This window comes from Nocardia sp. NPDC050630 (assembly GCF_044457245.1).
In the GTDB taxonomy this organism is placed as follows: domain Bacteria; phylum Actinomycetota; class Actinomycetes; order Mycobacteriales; family Mycobacteriaceae; genus Nocardia.
This window is the reverse complement of sequence record NZ_JBITGN010000012.1, coordinates 122240-138193: the sequence shown is the minus strand read 5'-3', so window position 1 is coordinate 138193 and position 15954 is coordinate 122240. Positions and strand designations below refer to the sequence as shown.

At 65.2% G+C, this 15954-nt stretch carries 15 protein-coding genes; 7 read left to right on the top strand and 8 right to left on the bottom strand.

Going from position 1 to position 15954, the window contains the following annotated elements:
* Together ACIBG0_RS27430 and ACIBG0_RS27425 are read left to right on the top strand one after the other, a co-directional pair.
* Entirely contained in the window at window positions 1-1227 is a 1227-nt protein-coding gene (locus tag ACIBG0_RS27430; protein ID WP_397036076.1) for a cytochrome P450, read from the top strand.
* Window positions 1224-1709 (top strand): glutathione peroxidase, encoded by a 486-nt coding sequence (locus ACIBG0_RS27425; RefSeq protein WP_397036074.1) that lies wholly within the window; start codon window positions 1224-1226, stop codon window positions 1707-1709. The genes ACIBG0_RS27430 and ACIBG0_RS27425 overlap by 4 nt, the downstream gene beginning before the upstream one ends.
* A gap of 43 nt (window positions 1710-1752) precedes the next feature.
* Here the strand turns inward: ACIBG0_RS27425 and ACIBG0_RS27420 are convergent, their stop codons facing one another.
* The 4 genes from ACIBG0_RS27420 to ACIBG0_RS27405 all read right to left on the bottom strand — a co-directional run bounded on the left by ACIBG0_RS27420 (window position 1753) and on the right by ACIBG0_RS27405 (window position 6591).
* Window positions 1753-2334 carry a TerD family protein gene (locus tag ACIBG0_RS27420; RefSeq protein WP_397036072.1) on the bottom strand — a complete coding sequence of 194 codons (582 nt, stop codon included), beginning with the start codon at window positions 2332-2334 and terminating at the stop codon, window positions 1753-1755.
* Between the two features lie 189 nt (window positions 2335-2523).
* Window positions 2524-3369 carry an isocitrate lyase/phosphoenolpyruvate mutase family protein gene (locus ACIBG0_RS27415; RefSeq protein WP_397036070.1) on the bottom strand — a complete coding sequence of 282 codons (846 nt, stop codon included), beginning with the start codon at window positions 3367-3369 and terminating at the stop codon, window positions 2524-2526.
* A gap of 75 nt (window positions 3370-3444) precedes the next feature.
* Complete coding sequence (locus tag ACIBG0_RS27410) at window positions 3445-5268, bottom strand: protein kinase (protein WP_397036068.1); 1824 nt, start codon at window positions 5266-5268, stop codon at window positions 3445-3447.
* 162 nt (window positions 5269-5430) lie between these two features.
* Window positions 5431-6591 carry a serine/threonine-protein kinase gene (locus ACIBG0_RS27405; RefSeq protein WP_397036067.1) on the bottom strand — a complete coding sequence of 387 codons (1161 nt, stop codon included), beginning with the start codon at window positions 6589-6591 and terminating at the stop codon, window positions 5431-5433.
* A gap of 130 nt (window positions 6592-6721) precedes the next feature.
* Here ACIBG0_RS27405 and ACIBG0_RS27400 point away from each other — a divergent pair, with 130 nt between their 5' ends.
* The 4 genes from ACIBG0_RS27400 (at window position 6722) to ACIBG0_RS27385 (ending at window position 11438) form a co-directional block, all read left to right on the top strand.
* Complete coding sequence (locus ACIBG0_RS27400) at window positions 6722-7492, top strand: deoxyribonuclease IV (protein ID WP_397036065.1); 771 nt, start codon at window positions 6722-6724, stop codon at window positions 7490-7492.
* Window positions 7493-7908: 416 nt separating this feature from the next.
* A complete protein-coding gene (locus ACIBG0_RS27395) occupies window positions 7909-8838 on the top strand; it encodes a TauD/TfdA dioxygenase family protein (RefSeq protein WP_397036063.1) in 930 nt (309 codons plus the stop codon).
* A gap of 135 nt (window positions 8839-8973) precedes the next feature.
* Entirely contained in the window at window positions 8974-10182 is a 1209-nt protein-coding gene (locus ACIBG0_RS27390; protein WP_397036061.1) for a CaiB/BaiF CoA transferase family protein, read from the top strand.
* A gap of 305 nt (window positions 10183-10487) precedes the next feature.
* A complete protein-coding gene (locus ACIBG0_RS27385; protein WP_397036251.1) occupies window positions 10488-11438 on the top strand; it encodes a hydroxymethylglutaryl-CoA lyase in 951 nt (316 codons plus the stop codon).
* Window positions 11439-11460: 22 nt separating this feature from the next.
* Here ACIBG0_RS27385 and ACIBG0_RS27380 read toward each other — a convergent pair whose 3' ends face one another.
* Window positions 11461-12312, bottom strand: coding sequence for a GNAT family N-acetyltransferase (locus ACIBG0_RS27380; RefSeq protein WP_397036059.1), 852 nt, complete (start codon window positions 12310-12312; stop codon window positions 11461-11463).
* A 65-nt stretch (window positions 12313-12377) separates the two neighbouring features.
* Window positions 12378-12719 carry a hypothetical protein gene (locus ACIBG0_RS27375; protein ID WP_397036058.1) on the bottom strand — a complete coding sequence of 114 codons (342 nt, stop codon included), beginning with the start codon at window positions 12717-12719 and terminating at the stop codon, window positions 12378-12380.
* Window positions 12720-12947: 228 nt separating this feature from the next.
* Between ACIBG0_RS27375 and ACIBG0_RS27370 the strand changes: the two genes are divergently transcribed.
* A complete protein-coding gene (locus ACIBG0_RS27370) occupies window positions 12948-13403 on the top strand; it encodes a hypothetical protein (protein ID WP_397036056.1) in 456 nt (151 codons plus the stop codon).
* 51 nt (window positions 13404-13454) lie between these two features.
* Here ACIBG0_RS27370 and ACIBG0_RS27365 read toward each other — a convergent pair whose 3' ends face one another.
* Together ACIBG0_RS27365 and ACIBG0_RS27360 are read right to left on the bottom strand one after the other, a co-directional pair.
* A complete protein-coding gene (locus tag ACIBG0_RS27365) occupies window positions 13455-14606 on the bottom strand; it encodes an acyl-CoA dehydrogenase family protein (protein WP_397036054.1) in 1152 nt (383 codons plus the stop codon).
* A gap of 9 nt (window positions 14607-14615) precedes the next feature.
* Window positions 14616-15788, bottom strand: coding sequence for an acyl-CoA dehydrogenase family protein (locus tag ACIBG0_RS27360; protein ID WP_397036053.1), 1173 nt, complete (start codon window positions 15786-15788; stop codon window positions 14616-14618).
* Window positions 15789-15954 lie beyond the last annotated feature (166 nt).

Genomic DNA, 15954 nt, shown 5'->3' with positions numbered 1-15954 from the left:
ATGGCAGCGCCCGCGTTCCCGGCAGGCTTCGATTTCACCGATCCAGGACTGTGGGAAAACCGCATGCCGGTCGAGGAATTCGCGACTCTGCGCCGCACAGCACCGGTGTGGTGGTGCGCGCAGCCGGATGCGACCTCCGGCGGCTTCCGCGACGGCGGGTACTGGGTGGTCAGCAAACACGAAGATGTGAAGGAGATTTCGCGCAGCCCGGAAATCTATTCCTCCGCACAGAAGGGCGCGATCATCCGGCTGCCCGACGATGTCACGCCGGAGCAGATCGAACTCACCGGTGCACTGCTGGTCAATATGGATGCGCCCAAGCATGCCAAGATCCGCCGGATCGTCTCCAAGGGCTTCACCCCGCGCGCGGTCGAGGGCCTACGCGCGGCGCTCACCGAACGTGCGGCGCGCATCGTGCACGAGGCCAAGCGAACCGGCGGCGGCGATTTCGTCCAGCAGGTAGCCTGCGAACTGCCGCTGCAGGCCATCGCGGAACTGCTCGGCGTGCCGAACGACGACCGGCACAAGCTGTTCGAATGGTCCAACCAGACGCTGAACTACGACGATCCGGAGTACGGCGACGCCACCACCGCCTTCACCGAAATCCTCGGTTATGCCTGGAATATGGCCGAAAAGCGGCGCGCCTGTCCGGTCGACGACATCGTCAGCCAATTAGTGCATGCCGATGTCGACGGCGAAGCACTCGGTTCCGACGAATTCGGCTTTTTCGTCATCCTGCTCGCCATCGCGGGCAATGAGACCACCCGCAATGCCATAACCCACGGCATGAAGGCCTTCGTGGACCATCCGGAACAGTGGGAGTTGTACCGGGACCAGCGACCGCGCACCGCACCCGATGAGATCGTGCGCTGGGCGACCCCGGTGAATGCCTTCCAGCGCACCGCCGCCGAGGACACCGAACTCGGTGGACAGCGGATCGAGCAGGGGCAACGGCTGGGAATCTTCTACAGTTCGGCCAACTTCGACGAGGACGCCTTCGAAAATCCGTTCACCTTCGACGTATTGCGCGATCCGAATCCGCACGTTGGATTCGGCGGCACCGGTGCGCATTATTGCGTCGGAGCGAATCTGGCGCGACTGGAGATCGACCTGATGTTCAATGCGATCGCCGATGTGATGCCCAAGATCAGCCAGGTCGCTGATCCGGTACGGTTGCGATCGGGGTGGATCAACGGAATCAAGAACTGGCAGGTGCGATACGAATGAATATCCGCAACATTCCCCTACGTACCCTCTCCGGCGACCCGGCAACACTGGGCGAATTAGTCGGAGATAAAGCGGTACTGCTGGTCAATGTGGCCTCCAAGTGTGGGCTGACACCGCAGTACACCGGGCTCGTCGAACTTCAGAAAACTTATGGCGAGCGTGGTTTCAGCGTCGTCGGGGTGCCGTGTAACCAGTTCATGGGCCAGGAGCCGGGTACCGCCGAGGAAATCGCGGAATTCTGCTCGACCACCTATGGCGTCGACTTTCCGCTGCTGGAGAAGACCGATGTCAACGGTGCGGACCGGCATCCGCTCTACCAGGCACTGATCGAGACCGCGGATGCCGAGGGCGCTGCCGGTGATATCCAGTGGAACTTCGAGAAGTTCCTGATCGATCGCGAAGGTGCGGTGGTCGGCCGCTTCCGCCCGCGCACCACACCCGACGACGCCACCGTCGTTTCGGCCGTCGAAGCCGTTCTGTAGCAATAGCGGCCGGAGCTCCTCGCCCGAGCTCCGGCCGGCCTGCTCATGCCATGGCGAAATGCAGTAGGGCCTGCTTATCGCCCTGCTTGATCTTGCCCTTGCGGTTGAGCACCTCGAGCTGCCAGCTACCACCGTTGCGGAATGCCTTGGCCACCGCATTGGCGTTATCCGTGCCGAGCAGCGACGGCCAGATATCGGCCACCTGCTGGGTACTGCCGCCGGAGGCGTCGTAGATCTTGAAACTGATGTTGTTGGCCTTCTCGAAAGAGGAGCCCTTCTTGAATGCCGCGGCCACGAAAATGATCGCGTCGATGGCCTCGGGCACATTCGCGAACGTGACGTGCACCGATTCGTCGTCACCGGTGGCGGCGCCGGTCTGTTCGTCGCCGGTGTGCTGGACCGAACCATTGCCCAGCGGGTCGAGCGAGTCGAGACCGGCGAAACGCACCGGCTCGGCGCCTTGCATGAGGATGGCGATCAGATCGAGATCCACACCGCGCTTGCGGCGCAGCATTCCGAGCGCGCCGCCGCTGGTGCCCCCCGACGGGTCCCAGCTCACCCCGACCGTCAGCTTGGTGATGCCGTTGAGATCAGCGGCACCATCTTCCTTTTTGAGCGTGATCATGCCTTCACATTACAAGCGAATTCGCCGAGCTTATGGGGCACAGAACGTTCCAGCGCACGCGGAACCGTCGGCGTAGAGCTCGTCGAGTTCATGGACCACCCGGCGCAATTGCGCCGGATGCCTGAACAATTCGATGACCGTCCAGGCCGATTGCCGGGCGAAGCGCTTGCCTAGAGCCGCTAGCCCGGATCAGCGGCGAAAGAGGTTGTTGAGGTCGCTCTGAGTGAGTTGCTCGGCGGCATAGGTGAAAGTACCTCGGTCGGCCAATTCATGTGCGGTATCGAGCAATTGGCGATACATGGCGCGGAAGATGCTGCCGCCGACCGTAACTCGCCGAACGCCGAGCTCGCGCAGGTCGTCGAGTGACAGTGCGTTGCCGGTCAAACCCACGACCACGTTGAGTGGACCGTCGAGTTCGCGCACCAGGGTGCCGATGGTGGTTGCGTCGCTGGCACCTGGAACAAATGCACAGTCCGCACCCGCTGCCAGGTAGGCGTTGGCCCGGCGGACGCATTCATCCAGAGAGCTATCGACCAGCAGTCCGTCGGTGCGCCCGACCAGAACGAATGGCTCGCCGCTGGCATCGATAGCGGCGCGGGCCGCGCTGATGCGGTCCGCGCACAACGCCTCGTCGTAGAGCGGGCGGGTGCTGTCGCCGGTGAAGTCCTCGATATTGCCGCCCGCCGCACCGGCGTCGAGCGCCAACGAGATCGTGGTCGCCACCGTCTCGGGCTTCTCGCCGAATCCCTCCTCGAGGTCGGCGCTGACCGGCACCCCTACCGCATCGACGATCTCGCGAATCCGCCCCAGCATGGTCTCGCGATCGACCCGGCCCTCTTCGTGCTCAGCGAAGAAGTCGTGATCCGGACGCCCGAGGGAGAATGCGATACCAGCGCTGGTGGTGGCGACGGCGGGGAATCCAGCCGCTTCCAGAATCCGGGCACTACCCGCATCCCACGCATTCGGAAGCAGAAAGCAACCTTCCCGATGCAACTCCACGAACCGCTGCGCGCGTTGGCGCCGATCGCTGACCACGTCGCCTTCCTCTCTATATCCCGTGTTCATTCGTCCAGCGCGAAGGCCATCGAGACAGCCGAACTTGTTCGGCTATCAGTTCAGCGGAGCCGAACGCCACCAGCGCAGGACCTTGTCCTGAGCACCCGCCAAACCGTCGGCGTACATGAGGAATTGGGCACGCTTGCTGTCGCCGGTGAAGGCGGTGACGATCTTGGGCCCGTCGTTGACGAACTTGTAGTTGGTGTAGGTCTTGCCGCCGTTGGTGTCGGTCGACTTGGTGGCGTCCGAGGGCAGGTTGCTCAGCACCTTCTGCACATCGGAGGTGTTCTTGTAGACGTAGATCGTGTAGAACGGATCGTCGTTGTCACCGCCGCCGTAGCAGTCCCATTGCGCGGCCCAAGCGCCGAAGTCCGGCGTGCCCGGTGTGGGCAGGGTCAGATCGCCGGTCTTGTGGGCATTGCATTTCGCGCCGTTGTAGCCGACCGAATCGGATTCGCTGGCGGGCACCATGCGCGGGAACTCTTTACTGATCGCGGCCGCGGTCGCATCCACCGAGCCGCCACCACCATTGGACGAAATGGAGGTCGTGGTGCTGCTGCCGCTGGAACTCGACGAACCGCTGCTCGACGACAGCGCGCCGATGATCGCGACCACGATCACCAACAGGATCACCAGACCGACACACAGCGCGACGATCAGCCCGACATTCGATTTGCGCTGGGGCGGCGCGGGCGGGTGCGGTCCGCCCATCGGCGGCCGCGGCGCGAAGCTGAGTGGCTGCTGGTTGTATGGGTTGCTCGGATGCGGCTGCTGCTGGGTCGGCGCGGTTTGCACCGGCTGCGGATGTGGAGTGCCCTGCGAGGCGGGATTGACGGTTGTCGGCGGCTGCGGCTGCACGGTGTGCGGTGCGCTGGTCTGCGGGTACGGCCCGCTGGTCTGCGGGTACGGTCCGGCGGTCTGCGGGTAGGGCCCGTTCGTCACCGGAATCGGCTGCCCGGTGATCGGCCGCGGCACACCCGTCACCGGAATCGCCGGACCGGTGCCCGGACGCGGTCCACCGACCACCGGCATCGACGGAACGCTCGGATTGGTCAGTGCGTGCTTGGCGGCCTGCGCGAACTCCGAGCACGAGGCGAACCGATCGTCGGGCCGCTTGGCCATGGCCTTGGCCATCACCGCGTCCAACTGGTACGGCAAGCCGGGACGCACACTGCTCAGCGCCGGCGGCGCGGCCTGCAGATGTCCTTGGATCACCGCCGCCGGATTCGTCGCCGCGAACGGACCGGACCCGGTGAACAGCCAGAACAGCGAACACGCCAGCGAGTACTGATCCGATCGGTGATCCAGCGATGCGCCGGTGAGCTGTTCGGGCGAGGCGTAAGCCAGGGTGGCGGTGAAGGTGCCGGTCTGGGTGAGGTGGCCGGTGTCGTCGCGCAGTCGCGCGATGCCGAAGTCGGTCAGGTAAACCCGCTCGCCGCGGCCGCCGCCGGAGCGGGCCAGCAGGATATTCGCGGGCTTCACGTCGCGGTGCAGCACGCCCATGCCGTGCGCGTAGTCGAGCGCGTCGGCGGTCTCCTTGATGATCTGGACCGCCCGCTCCGGCGGCAGCGATTTGGGATCGACCGATGCGGCATCGATGCCATCGATGTATTGCATCGAGATCCACAGCTGCTCGTCATCGAGGCCGCGGTCGTAGACGGTGACGATATTCGGGTGATCGAGCTGGGCGACCAGATCCGCCTCCCGCTCGAACCGCGCCCGCACCTCCTTATCGAAGAACATCTCCCGATTCAGCAGCTTCAGCGCCGTCATCCGCGGCAGTCGCGGATGTTTTGCCAGGTACACCGAACCCATGCCACCGCGACCCAGTTGTCGATCGATGACATAACCGGCGAATACGTCACCGCTGGCCAGCATGTCTGCTCCACTTCCCGCCGCCACCGGGACCCACCGATGACAGGCGTACAGCATAAGAATGCGCGATCAGGACCTCCTGACCACGGAAAACATCGAAACCTTAGCAGGATTCGCTTAAGCCCTGGTTATCGTCGACTTATCGTCATCGCCTGCGATATCCGGCTATGGCGGCGGGCGCGGCGCGGGTCCGGGCGGGGTTCTGCCGGGGCGACGTGGGATATCGGGCAGGGCGATGGTGCCGGGCCGCGGTGCGCGGCGCGGGGGCAGCGGCAGACGTGGCCGAGACGTTCTCGGTGGCTCGGAGGCGGAGTGGCTGCTCGGCTCGATCGGCCGGGCGGTTCTGCTGCCGACTCGTTCGGAAGCATTGGGGGGCACCGTGTTTCCAGACGGCACCGGGTTCCGGGCCGGACCGACATCACCAGAATGCTCCGTGCCTGGCCCCCTGCCCATCGCTGGACCGTAATGCCCGTTCCCTTGATGCGGGTACGGCACCGCCGACAGCAGCGCCCGACGGGCGGCCTGCGCGAATTCGGTGCAGCTGACGAAACGGTCCGCGGGCCGTTTGGCCATGGCCCGCGCCAGCACCGCGTCCAGCGCGTGCGGCACGTCGGGGCGATACCGGCGCAGCGACGGTATCGCCCCATACAGATGCCCGTTGATGACGGCCATCGGATTCGCGCCTTGGAACGGCGCGGCACCGGTCAGCATCCAGAACAGCGAGCAGGCCAGTGAATACTGGTCGGCCAGGTAGTCCGGCGTCCCGGTCAGTTGTTCCGGCGCGGCGTAGGCCAGCGTGGCGGTAATGGTTCCTGCCGAACTCAGCGTTGACTCGCCATCGCGCATGCCCGCGATACCGAAGTCGGTGAGCAGCACCCGTTCCGGCTGTCCGATCGGGGCCTTGGCCAGCAGGATATTCGCCGGTTTCACGTCACGGTGCAGTACGCCGTTGCCGTGTGCGAAATCCAGTGCGGCAGCGGTATCGACGATGATCTGCACTGCGCGGCCCGGCGCGAGCACATTGACATCCGCGCAGGACGCATCCGCGCCTGGCACGAATTGCATCGAGATCCACAGCTGTTGCTCCTCGGCGCCGCGGTCGTAGACCGTGACGATATTCGGATGGTCGAGCTGGGCGACCAGATCGGCCTCCCGCTCGAAGCGGCGCCGGATCTCGGCATCGGTATACAGTTCGCGCCTCAGTAATTTCAGCGCGGTCAGGCGCGGCAGACGCGGATGCTGGGCCAGGTATACGGTGCCCATACCGCCTTGGCCGAGCACGCGTTTGATCGTGTATCCAGCGAAAACATCGCCAGTTCGCAGCACAGTGGATTCACCCCCCGTATCGGGTCGAGCACCTGGATCCTACCGATGTATCTGTCCGCACGGCCCGGACGCAACACCTTCGTTGCGGTGGGCGAAGACGTTGTCGGTGGCAGTCGTTAGGCTCGGCCCCATGCGCATTGGAGCACACGTCCGGCTCGACAGCGATCCGATCGGCTTCGGTGAAAAACTCGGCGCCGATGTTATCCAGCTGTTCGTCGTCGACCCGCAGAGTTGGGACAAACCGACCCCGCATCCGCGGACCGAGGAGATCCTCGCTAGTCCAATCGATGTGGTGGTGCACTCGTCCTATCAGATCAATGTGGCCAGCCTGAACAACCGCCTGCGCATGCCATCACGCAATGCGGTCGCCCAGCAAGCGAAGGCCGCCGCCGATATCGGCGCGTTCGGTCTGGTGGTGCACGGTGGACATGTGCGCTCCGATGGCGAACTGGAAACCGGAATCGATAACTGGCGCAAGCTGTTCGAACGTCAGCAGGACAAGGGCGGCTTCGCGGTGCCGATCCTGATCGAGAACACCGCCGGCGGTAACCACGCCATGGCCCGACATTTCGATTCGATCGCCCGGCTCTGGGACGCGGTCGGCGATTTCGGCGCGGGTTTCTGCCTGGACACCTGCCACGCCTGGGCGGGCGGTGAGGATCTGGTCGGCGTCGTCGAGCGGATCAAAGCCATCACCGGCCGCATCGACCTGGTACACCTGAACTCCTCACGCGACGAATTCAATTCGGGCGCGGACCGGCATGCCAATTTCGCGGACGGAACGATCGATCCGCAATTGCTCGCCGAGGTGTGCCGAACCGCGGATGCTCCGGTGGTCCTCGAGACTCCCGCCGAGGGCGTCGCCGAAGATCTGGCGTATCTGCGCGAGCACGTCAGCTGATCGCCCCGCCTTCCTCCGAGGCATGGGCCGAGAGCAGATCGAACCGAACAGCTGGCTGAGGGTAGTCGGATAGCCGAGGCCGTGAGCGACCATTCGACTCCCCTCGACAAACGCTCGATAACGCAACCACAACCAGTGGGGCGAGACGGAGGCTGTGGGCCCGCCCAGCTGACTGCGGGAGATAAGCCAGGTGCGGCACACGACGCGCCCAGCAATGCAACGCGAACCACGCAACGGCCAGCCCTCCCATCGAGGGCAGTCATATGGCGGCTCCGCGACATGTGCCGAGCCGCCATATGACTCCGCTCGGCGGGTGGTGCGTTGGGATCACGGCGACGAAAACCCTGGTTGGAGTGGTTGTTTCGGTGGTGTGCTCGGGGGCGCATCAACCGATTCAACGCAGCGAAGGTGATCTCATGACGGTCGACTACGCCCAGACAACCGCCACCGTGACCAAAATCGGCGCACGCATCGGCGCCCAAGTCGACAACGTCCGGCTCGGCGGCGATGTGGACGCGGCAACCGTCGCGGTGATCCGGCGCGCGCTGCTCGAGCACAAGGTCATCTTCTTCCGCGGTCAGGACCACTTGACCGAAGACGGGCAGTACGAGTTCGCACAGCTGCTCGGCACCCCGACCACCCCACATCCGACGGTCACCTCGCACGGTGTCAAGAGCCTGGCCATCGACTCGGAGTACGGCCGCGCCAATAGCTGGCATACCGACGTCACCTTCGTCGACCGGATCCCGAAGGCTTCCATCCTGCGCGCGGTTACCCTGCCGACCTACGGCGGCTCGACCACTTGGGCCTCCACCGTCGCCGCCTACGATTCGCTGCCGGAGCCCCTCAAGCGCCTGGCCGAGAGCCTGCGGGCGGTGCACACCAATCTCTACGACTACGCGGCCACCGACATCGACCGGAGCAACCCGAATACCGACGCCTACCGCGCCGAGTTCCAGTCCGACTATTACGAGACCGAGCATCCGGTGGTGCGGGTGCATCCGGAGACCGGTGAGCGCGCCCTGCTGGTCGGGCACTTCGTCAAGCGTTTCGTCGGCGTCTCCACCAGTGAATCCCAGGCCCTGTTCCGCCTGTTCCAGGACCGGGTGACCCGGCTGGAGAACACCACCCGCTGGAACTGGCAGCCCGGTGACGTCGCCATTTGGGATAACCGCGCCACCCAGCACTACGCCGTCGACGACTACGACGACCAGCCGCGCAAGCTGACCCGTATCACCCTGGCGGGGGATGTCCCGGTCGGTGTCGACGGCGTCAAGAGCACCTCGCACCACGGCAATGCCGAGCACTACTCGATCATCGAGGAGGTTTCTCCGCTCGAAGTGTGACGGCAATCGCACGGCTGCCGCAGTATCGCCTATTGTGCTGCGGCAGTTGAGGGGCCGTGCGGTTGCTTGACCAGCATTCGCCGAGGTAGTAGGTCGGGCCGTTGCCGGGCGGCGCGATGGTACAGACTGATGCCCATGAGTATCAGCCCGCTGGACGGGGTTCGCGTCCTGGAACTCGGCAATTACATCGCCGCGCCGACCGCTGGGCGCATCCTCGGCGATTTCGGCGCCGAGGTGATCAAAGTGGAGCGGCCGAAGGCCGGGGACGAGCTACGCAACTGGCGGCTCTACGGCGGCGATACCTCGATGCTGTATCGCACCATCAACCGGAACAAGAAGTCGATCACGCTGGATCTACGCACCGACGCGGGCCGGGGCGTCGTCCTGGAACTGCTGCGGCACTGCGATGTGCTGTTGGAGAATTTTCGGCCGGGAATGCTGGAGAAGTGGGGCCTCGGTCCGGAGGTGCTGAACGAAGTCAATCCGGATCTGGTGATCACCCGGATCTACGCTTACGGACAGACCGGGCCGATGGCCGCGCGGCCCGGATTCGCGGCGGTCGCCGAGGCGGTCGGCGGGCTGCGCGAACTCGTCGGGGATCCGGATCGGCCGCCGGTCCGGGTCGGTGTGTCCATCGGTGATTCGATCGCGGGGATCTATGCCGCATTCGGCACGGTGATGGCGTTGTTCCAGCGGGAACGCACCGACGCCTCGATTCCGCTGGGGGAACGTGTCATCGATGTGGCGTTGAATGAGGCGATTTTGTCGGTGATGGAATCGCTTGTGCCCGATTATCTTGCCTACGGCATCAACCGCGAGCGGGTCGGCGGGCGGATGGAGGGCATCGCGCCGAGTAATGCCTACCCGACCAGCGACGGTACGAGCATCATTATCGGCGGCAACGGTGATGCCATCTTCCAGCGCTATATGGAGGTGATCGGCCGTCCCGATCTGGCCGCTGATCCTGAGCTGCAGGACAATGCCGGACGCTGGCGCAATCGTGAACGGCTCGATGCGTCCATTGCCGAATGGACCGTTCGGCACACCCGCGACGAGGCGCTGAAGCTATTGGAGGCGGCCGCCATTCCGTGCGGTCCCATCTACACCGCCGCCGATATCGTCGTCGACGAGCAGTACAAGGCGCGCAATATGATTCAGCGATTTCCGGTGGATGTCGGTGCGCCGCAACCGAAGACGGTCGGCTTTTCCGGCATCGTGCCGGTGATCGGCGAAAAGTCCCTGCCGATCCGCAATATCGGGCCGGACCTGGGTGAGCACACGCGAGAGGTGCTGTCGGAACTGCTCGGAATGAGCGATGCCGATATCGCCGGATTGGAGGCGTGATGCACGCCGGTATCGATGGAGTGGAGGCGGAATGACGCGACGGGTATATGGCAGGCGTCGACCGCCGGGGCGTGGTGCGCGCGAAATGAGTGCGCCCGGACACGCGCGTCCGACAGTGCATCCGACCCCCGCTTCGAATGAAAAGCCCTGCGGCGGAGTGATGTGTGTCCCCATGCATGTGCGTCAAGCCCAGCCGGTCCCGGACGCGCGGGAGGAAGAGGGATGAGCGTGGCATCACGTAGCGGAAAAGAGCAGTGATGAGCACGGCATCGCGTAGCGACTCGACCACGAGCGGTGGTCGGGCGATGCGGCCGGAATCCATCCTGCGCGATGTCACACTGCGCGACGGACTGCAATTGACCGGGAAGGTGCTGCCGGTCGAGCACAAGGTGGATATCGTGCGCCAACTGCTCGCCGTCGGCGTGCCCGAACTGGAGATCGGTTCGATGGCGCGTCCCGACCTGGTGCCGCCGATGGCAAACACCATGGAACTCATCGCCGCGCTGAGTCCCGAAGAACTGCAGCACTGTTGGGTCTGGGTGGCCACACCGCGTCACGTGGAGAAGGCCGCCGCCGCGGGTGTGCGCAACTTCCAGTACTGCTTCTCCGCATCGGACGCGCACAATAAGGCCAATATCGGTCGCAGCACCGAGGACAGTGTCGCCGCCATGCCGGATGCCGTTCGGTTGGCGCGGGAGGCGGGCGGCGAAATCCAGCTCTGCCTCGCCACCAGCTTCACCTGTCCGTTCGACGGTCCCGTCGATCCGGAGCGAGTTCTGGCCATCGCCAACGATCCGCGCACCGAGGGCGCCTCCGACATCGTCATCGCCGACACCCTCGGCCAGGCCCACCCGACCCAGGTATCCGAGCTGATCTCGGCGGTGCGCGACCGGACCCCGCACCGCCGCATCGTGTTCCACGGACACGACACCTGGGGCATGGGCGTTGCCAACACCCTCGCCGCCCTACAGGCCGGGGCCACCATGGTCGACGGCTCCCTCGGCGGCCTCGGCGGCTGCCCCTTCGCCCCCGGCGCCAGCGGCAACACCTCCACCGAAGACATCCTCTTCGCCACCCGCCCCACCTGGTTCACCCCACCAGTCCTGGCCACCCTGGTGACCCTCACCGAATCCCTACTCACCGACCTGAACGAACCCAACCGCTCCCGCACCGTCGAAGGCGCCCGCTCCAAAGCCACCGCCTTCGAATGGGTCACCTCGACACCTGGTACCGCACAGGCAACGCGAACCTGCTGAGAACCGCAGGCGGCCCGCCCGTCTATAGATCGATTGCGGCCGAGGTGAATTGATAGTGCCTGAAATCGCGGACGGGTTCGAAGCCGATGGTGCGGTAGATGTGGTTCGCGGTGGGGTTGGCCGTGTCGGCGAAGAGGCAGACGTGCAGGTTCTGCCAACGCAGGGTGCGGGATACGTGGGCGGTGAGGATGCTGGCGTAGCCGCGGCCGCGGTGCGCGGGTGGGGTGTACACGGGGCCGATTCGGGACCAGCCGAAGACCGGGACCTGGTGTGCGGCAAGGGACACGGGCTCACCGTCGCGCTCCCAGAGCCACCAGCGGCCGGTCGAGATGCGGTTGCGGATGGCGATGGGGGTCAGGCTCGGTGGCGGCATACCGGATTCGCGGCGCATGGCTTCGGTCCACTCGACACACAGTCCGATATCGGAATCGGTTGCGCGGCGAGCTGATCCGACGATACTCGGAAAGTTCAGTTCCGCGAGCCGGTAGAGGCGGGTCGAGTACGCCTCGCGATAGCCGATACGGTGCCGTTTGCCCCAGTGCTCGGCGAATTCGGTGGCGTCCTCGGTCGCGCCCTCGACCCCGTCCGCATCCGCGGCTACCTCGGCCAGCGCCTCGGCAACGGGCACAACACTTCCCGCGGGTAGCGCACCGAGATACACCCCGCGCCCGGCCGCGCGCATGGCGACACCGATCACCGTCGCATCCGCATCGTGGACCGACAGGAACCGCGAATGGTCGGCATCGACTTGCATGCCGGTCAGGTGGTTGGCGATGCCGGTGGTGATCACCGTGTGCCGCAGTGGATCACACAGCAGAAACGGCTCGGTCAGCGACCGGAACCGCGCGGCATCGGCGGTGATCTCGATTCTCATACCGAATCACGCTAGAGCCCGAAAGTCCTGTGCGCTCGCGATTTACCCGCGCCACCTGGCGCGGTTCAGCTGGTTCGATCGGCGCGCAGCTTCAGTAGCACCAGACCGGCCGTGCACGCCAGAATCAGTCCGGCGACAGTGATTTCGACGTGCAGTCCGGCGATGCCGAGCACGGCTCCGACAATGCCGCCGATGAAAATCAGCCAGGCCGCTATCCGCGACAAAATCGTGGACAGGGTGCGCACCGGCGGGTTCGACACGACTTGCTGCGAAGTTTCCGGGGCGGCCGATTCGTCGGCCGTGGCGGAGGCTCGCAACGGAGTTGTCGAGTAAGCTCCCATCATCAACTCCTCGATGACGCCGATCAGAGTATTGCCGGCGCCCGATTTGCACCGCGCGTCTCTCATCTAAGTACTGGCGTCTCACGCGTAACTTTGATCACACACGCTACGGCCCGGGACGTGGTTCGACCACGACACGTTCCCGCGACACGCCGAAGAGACACCAATTCGATATCTGAATCACCGCTGTTTAATTGCGCTGGGGCGCCGCACGCTTGCCGTGTTCCCTCGCCTGGCCGGGTCGACCGGCCTCGATTATTGTGAGCCCCACTCGAACGACGAGGAGTGTCACCGATGGAGAGCAGCAGGACCAAGATCGCCGGTCCGGTGATCGCCGCGGGCGCGGTCTCTCTTGGACTCGTTCTCATCGGCGCCTGCGGAATCGGTAAGCACGACACCTACGTCGCACCCCCGCCGATCAAATCCGCCAATGACGCCGTCCCGGCCGTGCGTTACGGCACCACCACCTCGGCGGTCGCGAAGGTGTTCATCCCGCCGTCGCCGAGCTGGCAGGTCGCGCGCCCGGGACCGCCGCGCAAGTCGGTCGATTTCACCGTTCCGCCGACGGCCCTGCCCGAATCCACGAGCCGAGGGGCACAGACCTCCACACCGCCGCCTGCCTTCACCACGGAAGCCGAGCCGCCGCCGACCACCCAGCCGCGTTCTGCCGTCGACCCGACCGTCGAAGAGGCGCCGACGACACGCCGCGTACCGACGGCCAGCTCGCCGGGGCAGAGCGACGACGAATAGCGAAACGGCGGCGCATGACTCGCACGCGCCGCCGTTCGGAACTATCGGACCCTACAGCTCCGGCAGGTCGTAATCACCGACCTGGGCACTGAGCACCCGCAGATGCTCCAGCCCACCACCGAGCGTGCGCTCGATCGCGGTGAGCCGAGCGACGTAATGGCTCACCGGGTATTCCGCGGTGACGCCGATGCCGCCGTGCATCTGGATCGCCTCCTGGCCGATATGCCGAGCCGACCGGCCGATCTGCAGCCGCGCCCGCGAGGCTACGACCGCGTCTACGGAGCTTGCGGAGCCATCGGATCCAGCCGCGGCACCGTCGGCCAGCGACGCATTCGCGTAGAGGCTCATACTGCGCGCCAGTTCCAGCGAGACATACATATTCGCCGCCCGCTGGGTCAGCGTCTGGAACTTCGACAGGGTGACGCCGAACTGCTTACGCGTCTTCAGATAATCGGTCGTCAGCCGCAGCGCCTCTTCCATCGCACCGATCGACTCAGCGCACAACGCGGCCTGGGCGTGCCCGATCGTGACCCGCACCGCCTCGGCGGCGTCGATATTGTCACCGAGCAATTCGCCCGGGACCTTGTCGAATTCGATCTGCGCGCCACGCTGACCGTCGAAGGTCCGGTACGACTTGCGCTGCACCCCGGCGGGATCCACCAGGAACAGTCCGATACCACCGGTCGGCAGCACCGCGCTGACCACCAGCTCATCGGCGCTGTCGCCGTGCGGAACCGGATTCTTCAGACCCGTCAGCACCCACGAATCCCCCTGCCGCACAGCGGTGGTCGCGAGTTCGGTGGACGGCCAGCGCACACCCGGCTCGGCGTGTGCGAACGCGAGCAGCTTGGTGCCACCGGTCACCTCGGGCAGAATCCGCTGGCGCTGTTCGGCACTGCCGACCCGGGCGACCAGACCACCCGGCACCAGCACCGCATCCAGCAGCGGTTCGGGTGCGAGCCGACGCCCGATCTCCTCGAGAACGACCATCGTCTCGACGGGACCGGCGCCGACGCCGCCGTCCTCCTCGGTGAAGCTCAGACCGAGCACGCCGAGTTCGGCCAGCTGGTTCCAGACATCGCGACTCCAGCCGAGTTCGGTGTCGGTAACCTTCAGACGGGTCTCGGGATCGTAGTTGCGGGCCAGCAGCTCGCGAACCGTGTCGCGCAGCATGACCTGTTCATCGGTGAGTTCGAAATCCATGGCTGCGCCTCACAATCCGAGGATCGTGGAGGCGATGATGGTGCGCTGCACCTCGCTGGAGCCTCCGTAGATGGTGGTCTTGCGGTAATTCAGATAGCTGGGGCCGCTGCGCTGTGCCCAACCGGGCGAGGCGATATCGGCGGCATCGACCGGCAGTGCGTCCTGGCCCGCGATATCGAGCAGCAGCTCGGTCGCGGCCTGCTGCAGTTCCGAACCGCGCAGCTTGAGCACCGACGAGGCCGGATTCGGCTTACCGTCGGAGGAGTTGGAGACCACGCGCAGCTGGGTCAGTTCCAGTGCGAGCAGTTCGTTCTCCAGTTCGGCGATGCGCGCGGCGAAGATCGGATCCTCGAGCAGGGTGCCCGAACCCGACTTGGTCTGGCGCGCGTACTCCTTCGCGACACCGAGCTTGACCTTGGTGCGCCCGACACCGGTAATGCCGGTGCGCTCGTTGCCGAGCAGGAATTTCGCGTAGGTCCAGCCCTGGTTCTCCTCGCCGACCAGCTGATCGGCGGGCACCCGCACATTCTCGAAGAAGACCTCGTTGACCTCGTAGCCGCCGTCGATGAGTTTGATCGGGCGGATGGTGACGCCGGGAGATTTCACATCGAAGAGCAGGAAGGAGATGCCAGCCTGCTTCTTCGCTGCGCTCGGATCGGTGCGGACCAGGCAGAAGATCCAGTCCGCGTACTGGCCCAGGGTGGTCCAGATCTTTTGGCCGTTGACGATGTAGGAGTCACCGTCGCGCACCGCGGTGGTGCGCAGCGAGGCCAGATCGGATCCGGCGTCGGGCTCGGAGAAGCCCTGGCACCACCAGATATCCAGCGCGGCGGTCGGCGGGAGGAAGCGCTCCTTGATCTCCTGCGAGCCGAAGTGCGCGATGACCGGACCGACCATCTGGGCATTGAACGTCAGCGGCTCGGGCACCGAGGCCAGCTGCATTTCGTCCTGCCAGATATGCCGCTGAATCGGCGTCCAATCCTTGCCGCCCCACTCGACCGGCCAGTTCGGCACGGCCAGACCGTGGTCATTGAGGATCTTGTGCGCAGTGACGATGTCCTCGCGGGACAGTTCGCGGCCGTATTTGACGCGGTCACGGATGTCGGCGGGGATCTGCGTCCGGTAGAAGTTCCGCAGCTCGTCGCGGAAGCTCACCTCGTCGGGCGTCAGACTTAGTTTCATACACATCTCCCGGTGTGTCTCGTACGTCCGAGTCAAACCTACCCCCCGGTAATCTCGCACTGTCGAGTGGGTCACAGGGGTGGGTCGGGTAGGTGTCGCGCGTCAGCCCCGAGCGGTTGCCCGGGAGTCCCTGGGCGGCGTACGCGACGAGCTGGTACGTTGCTGC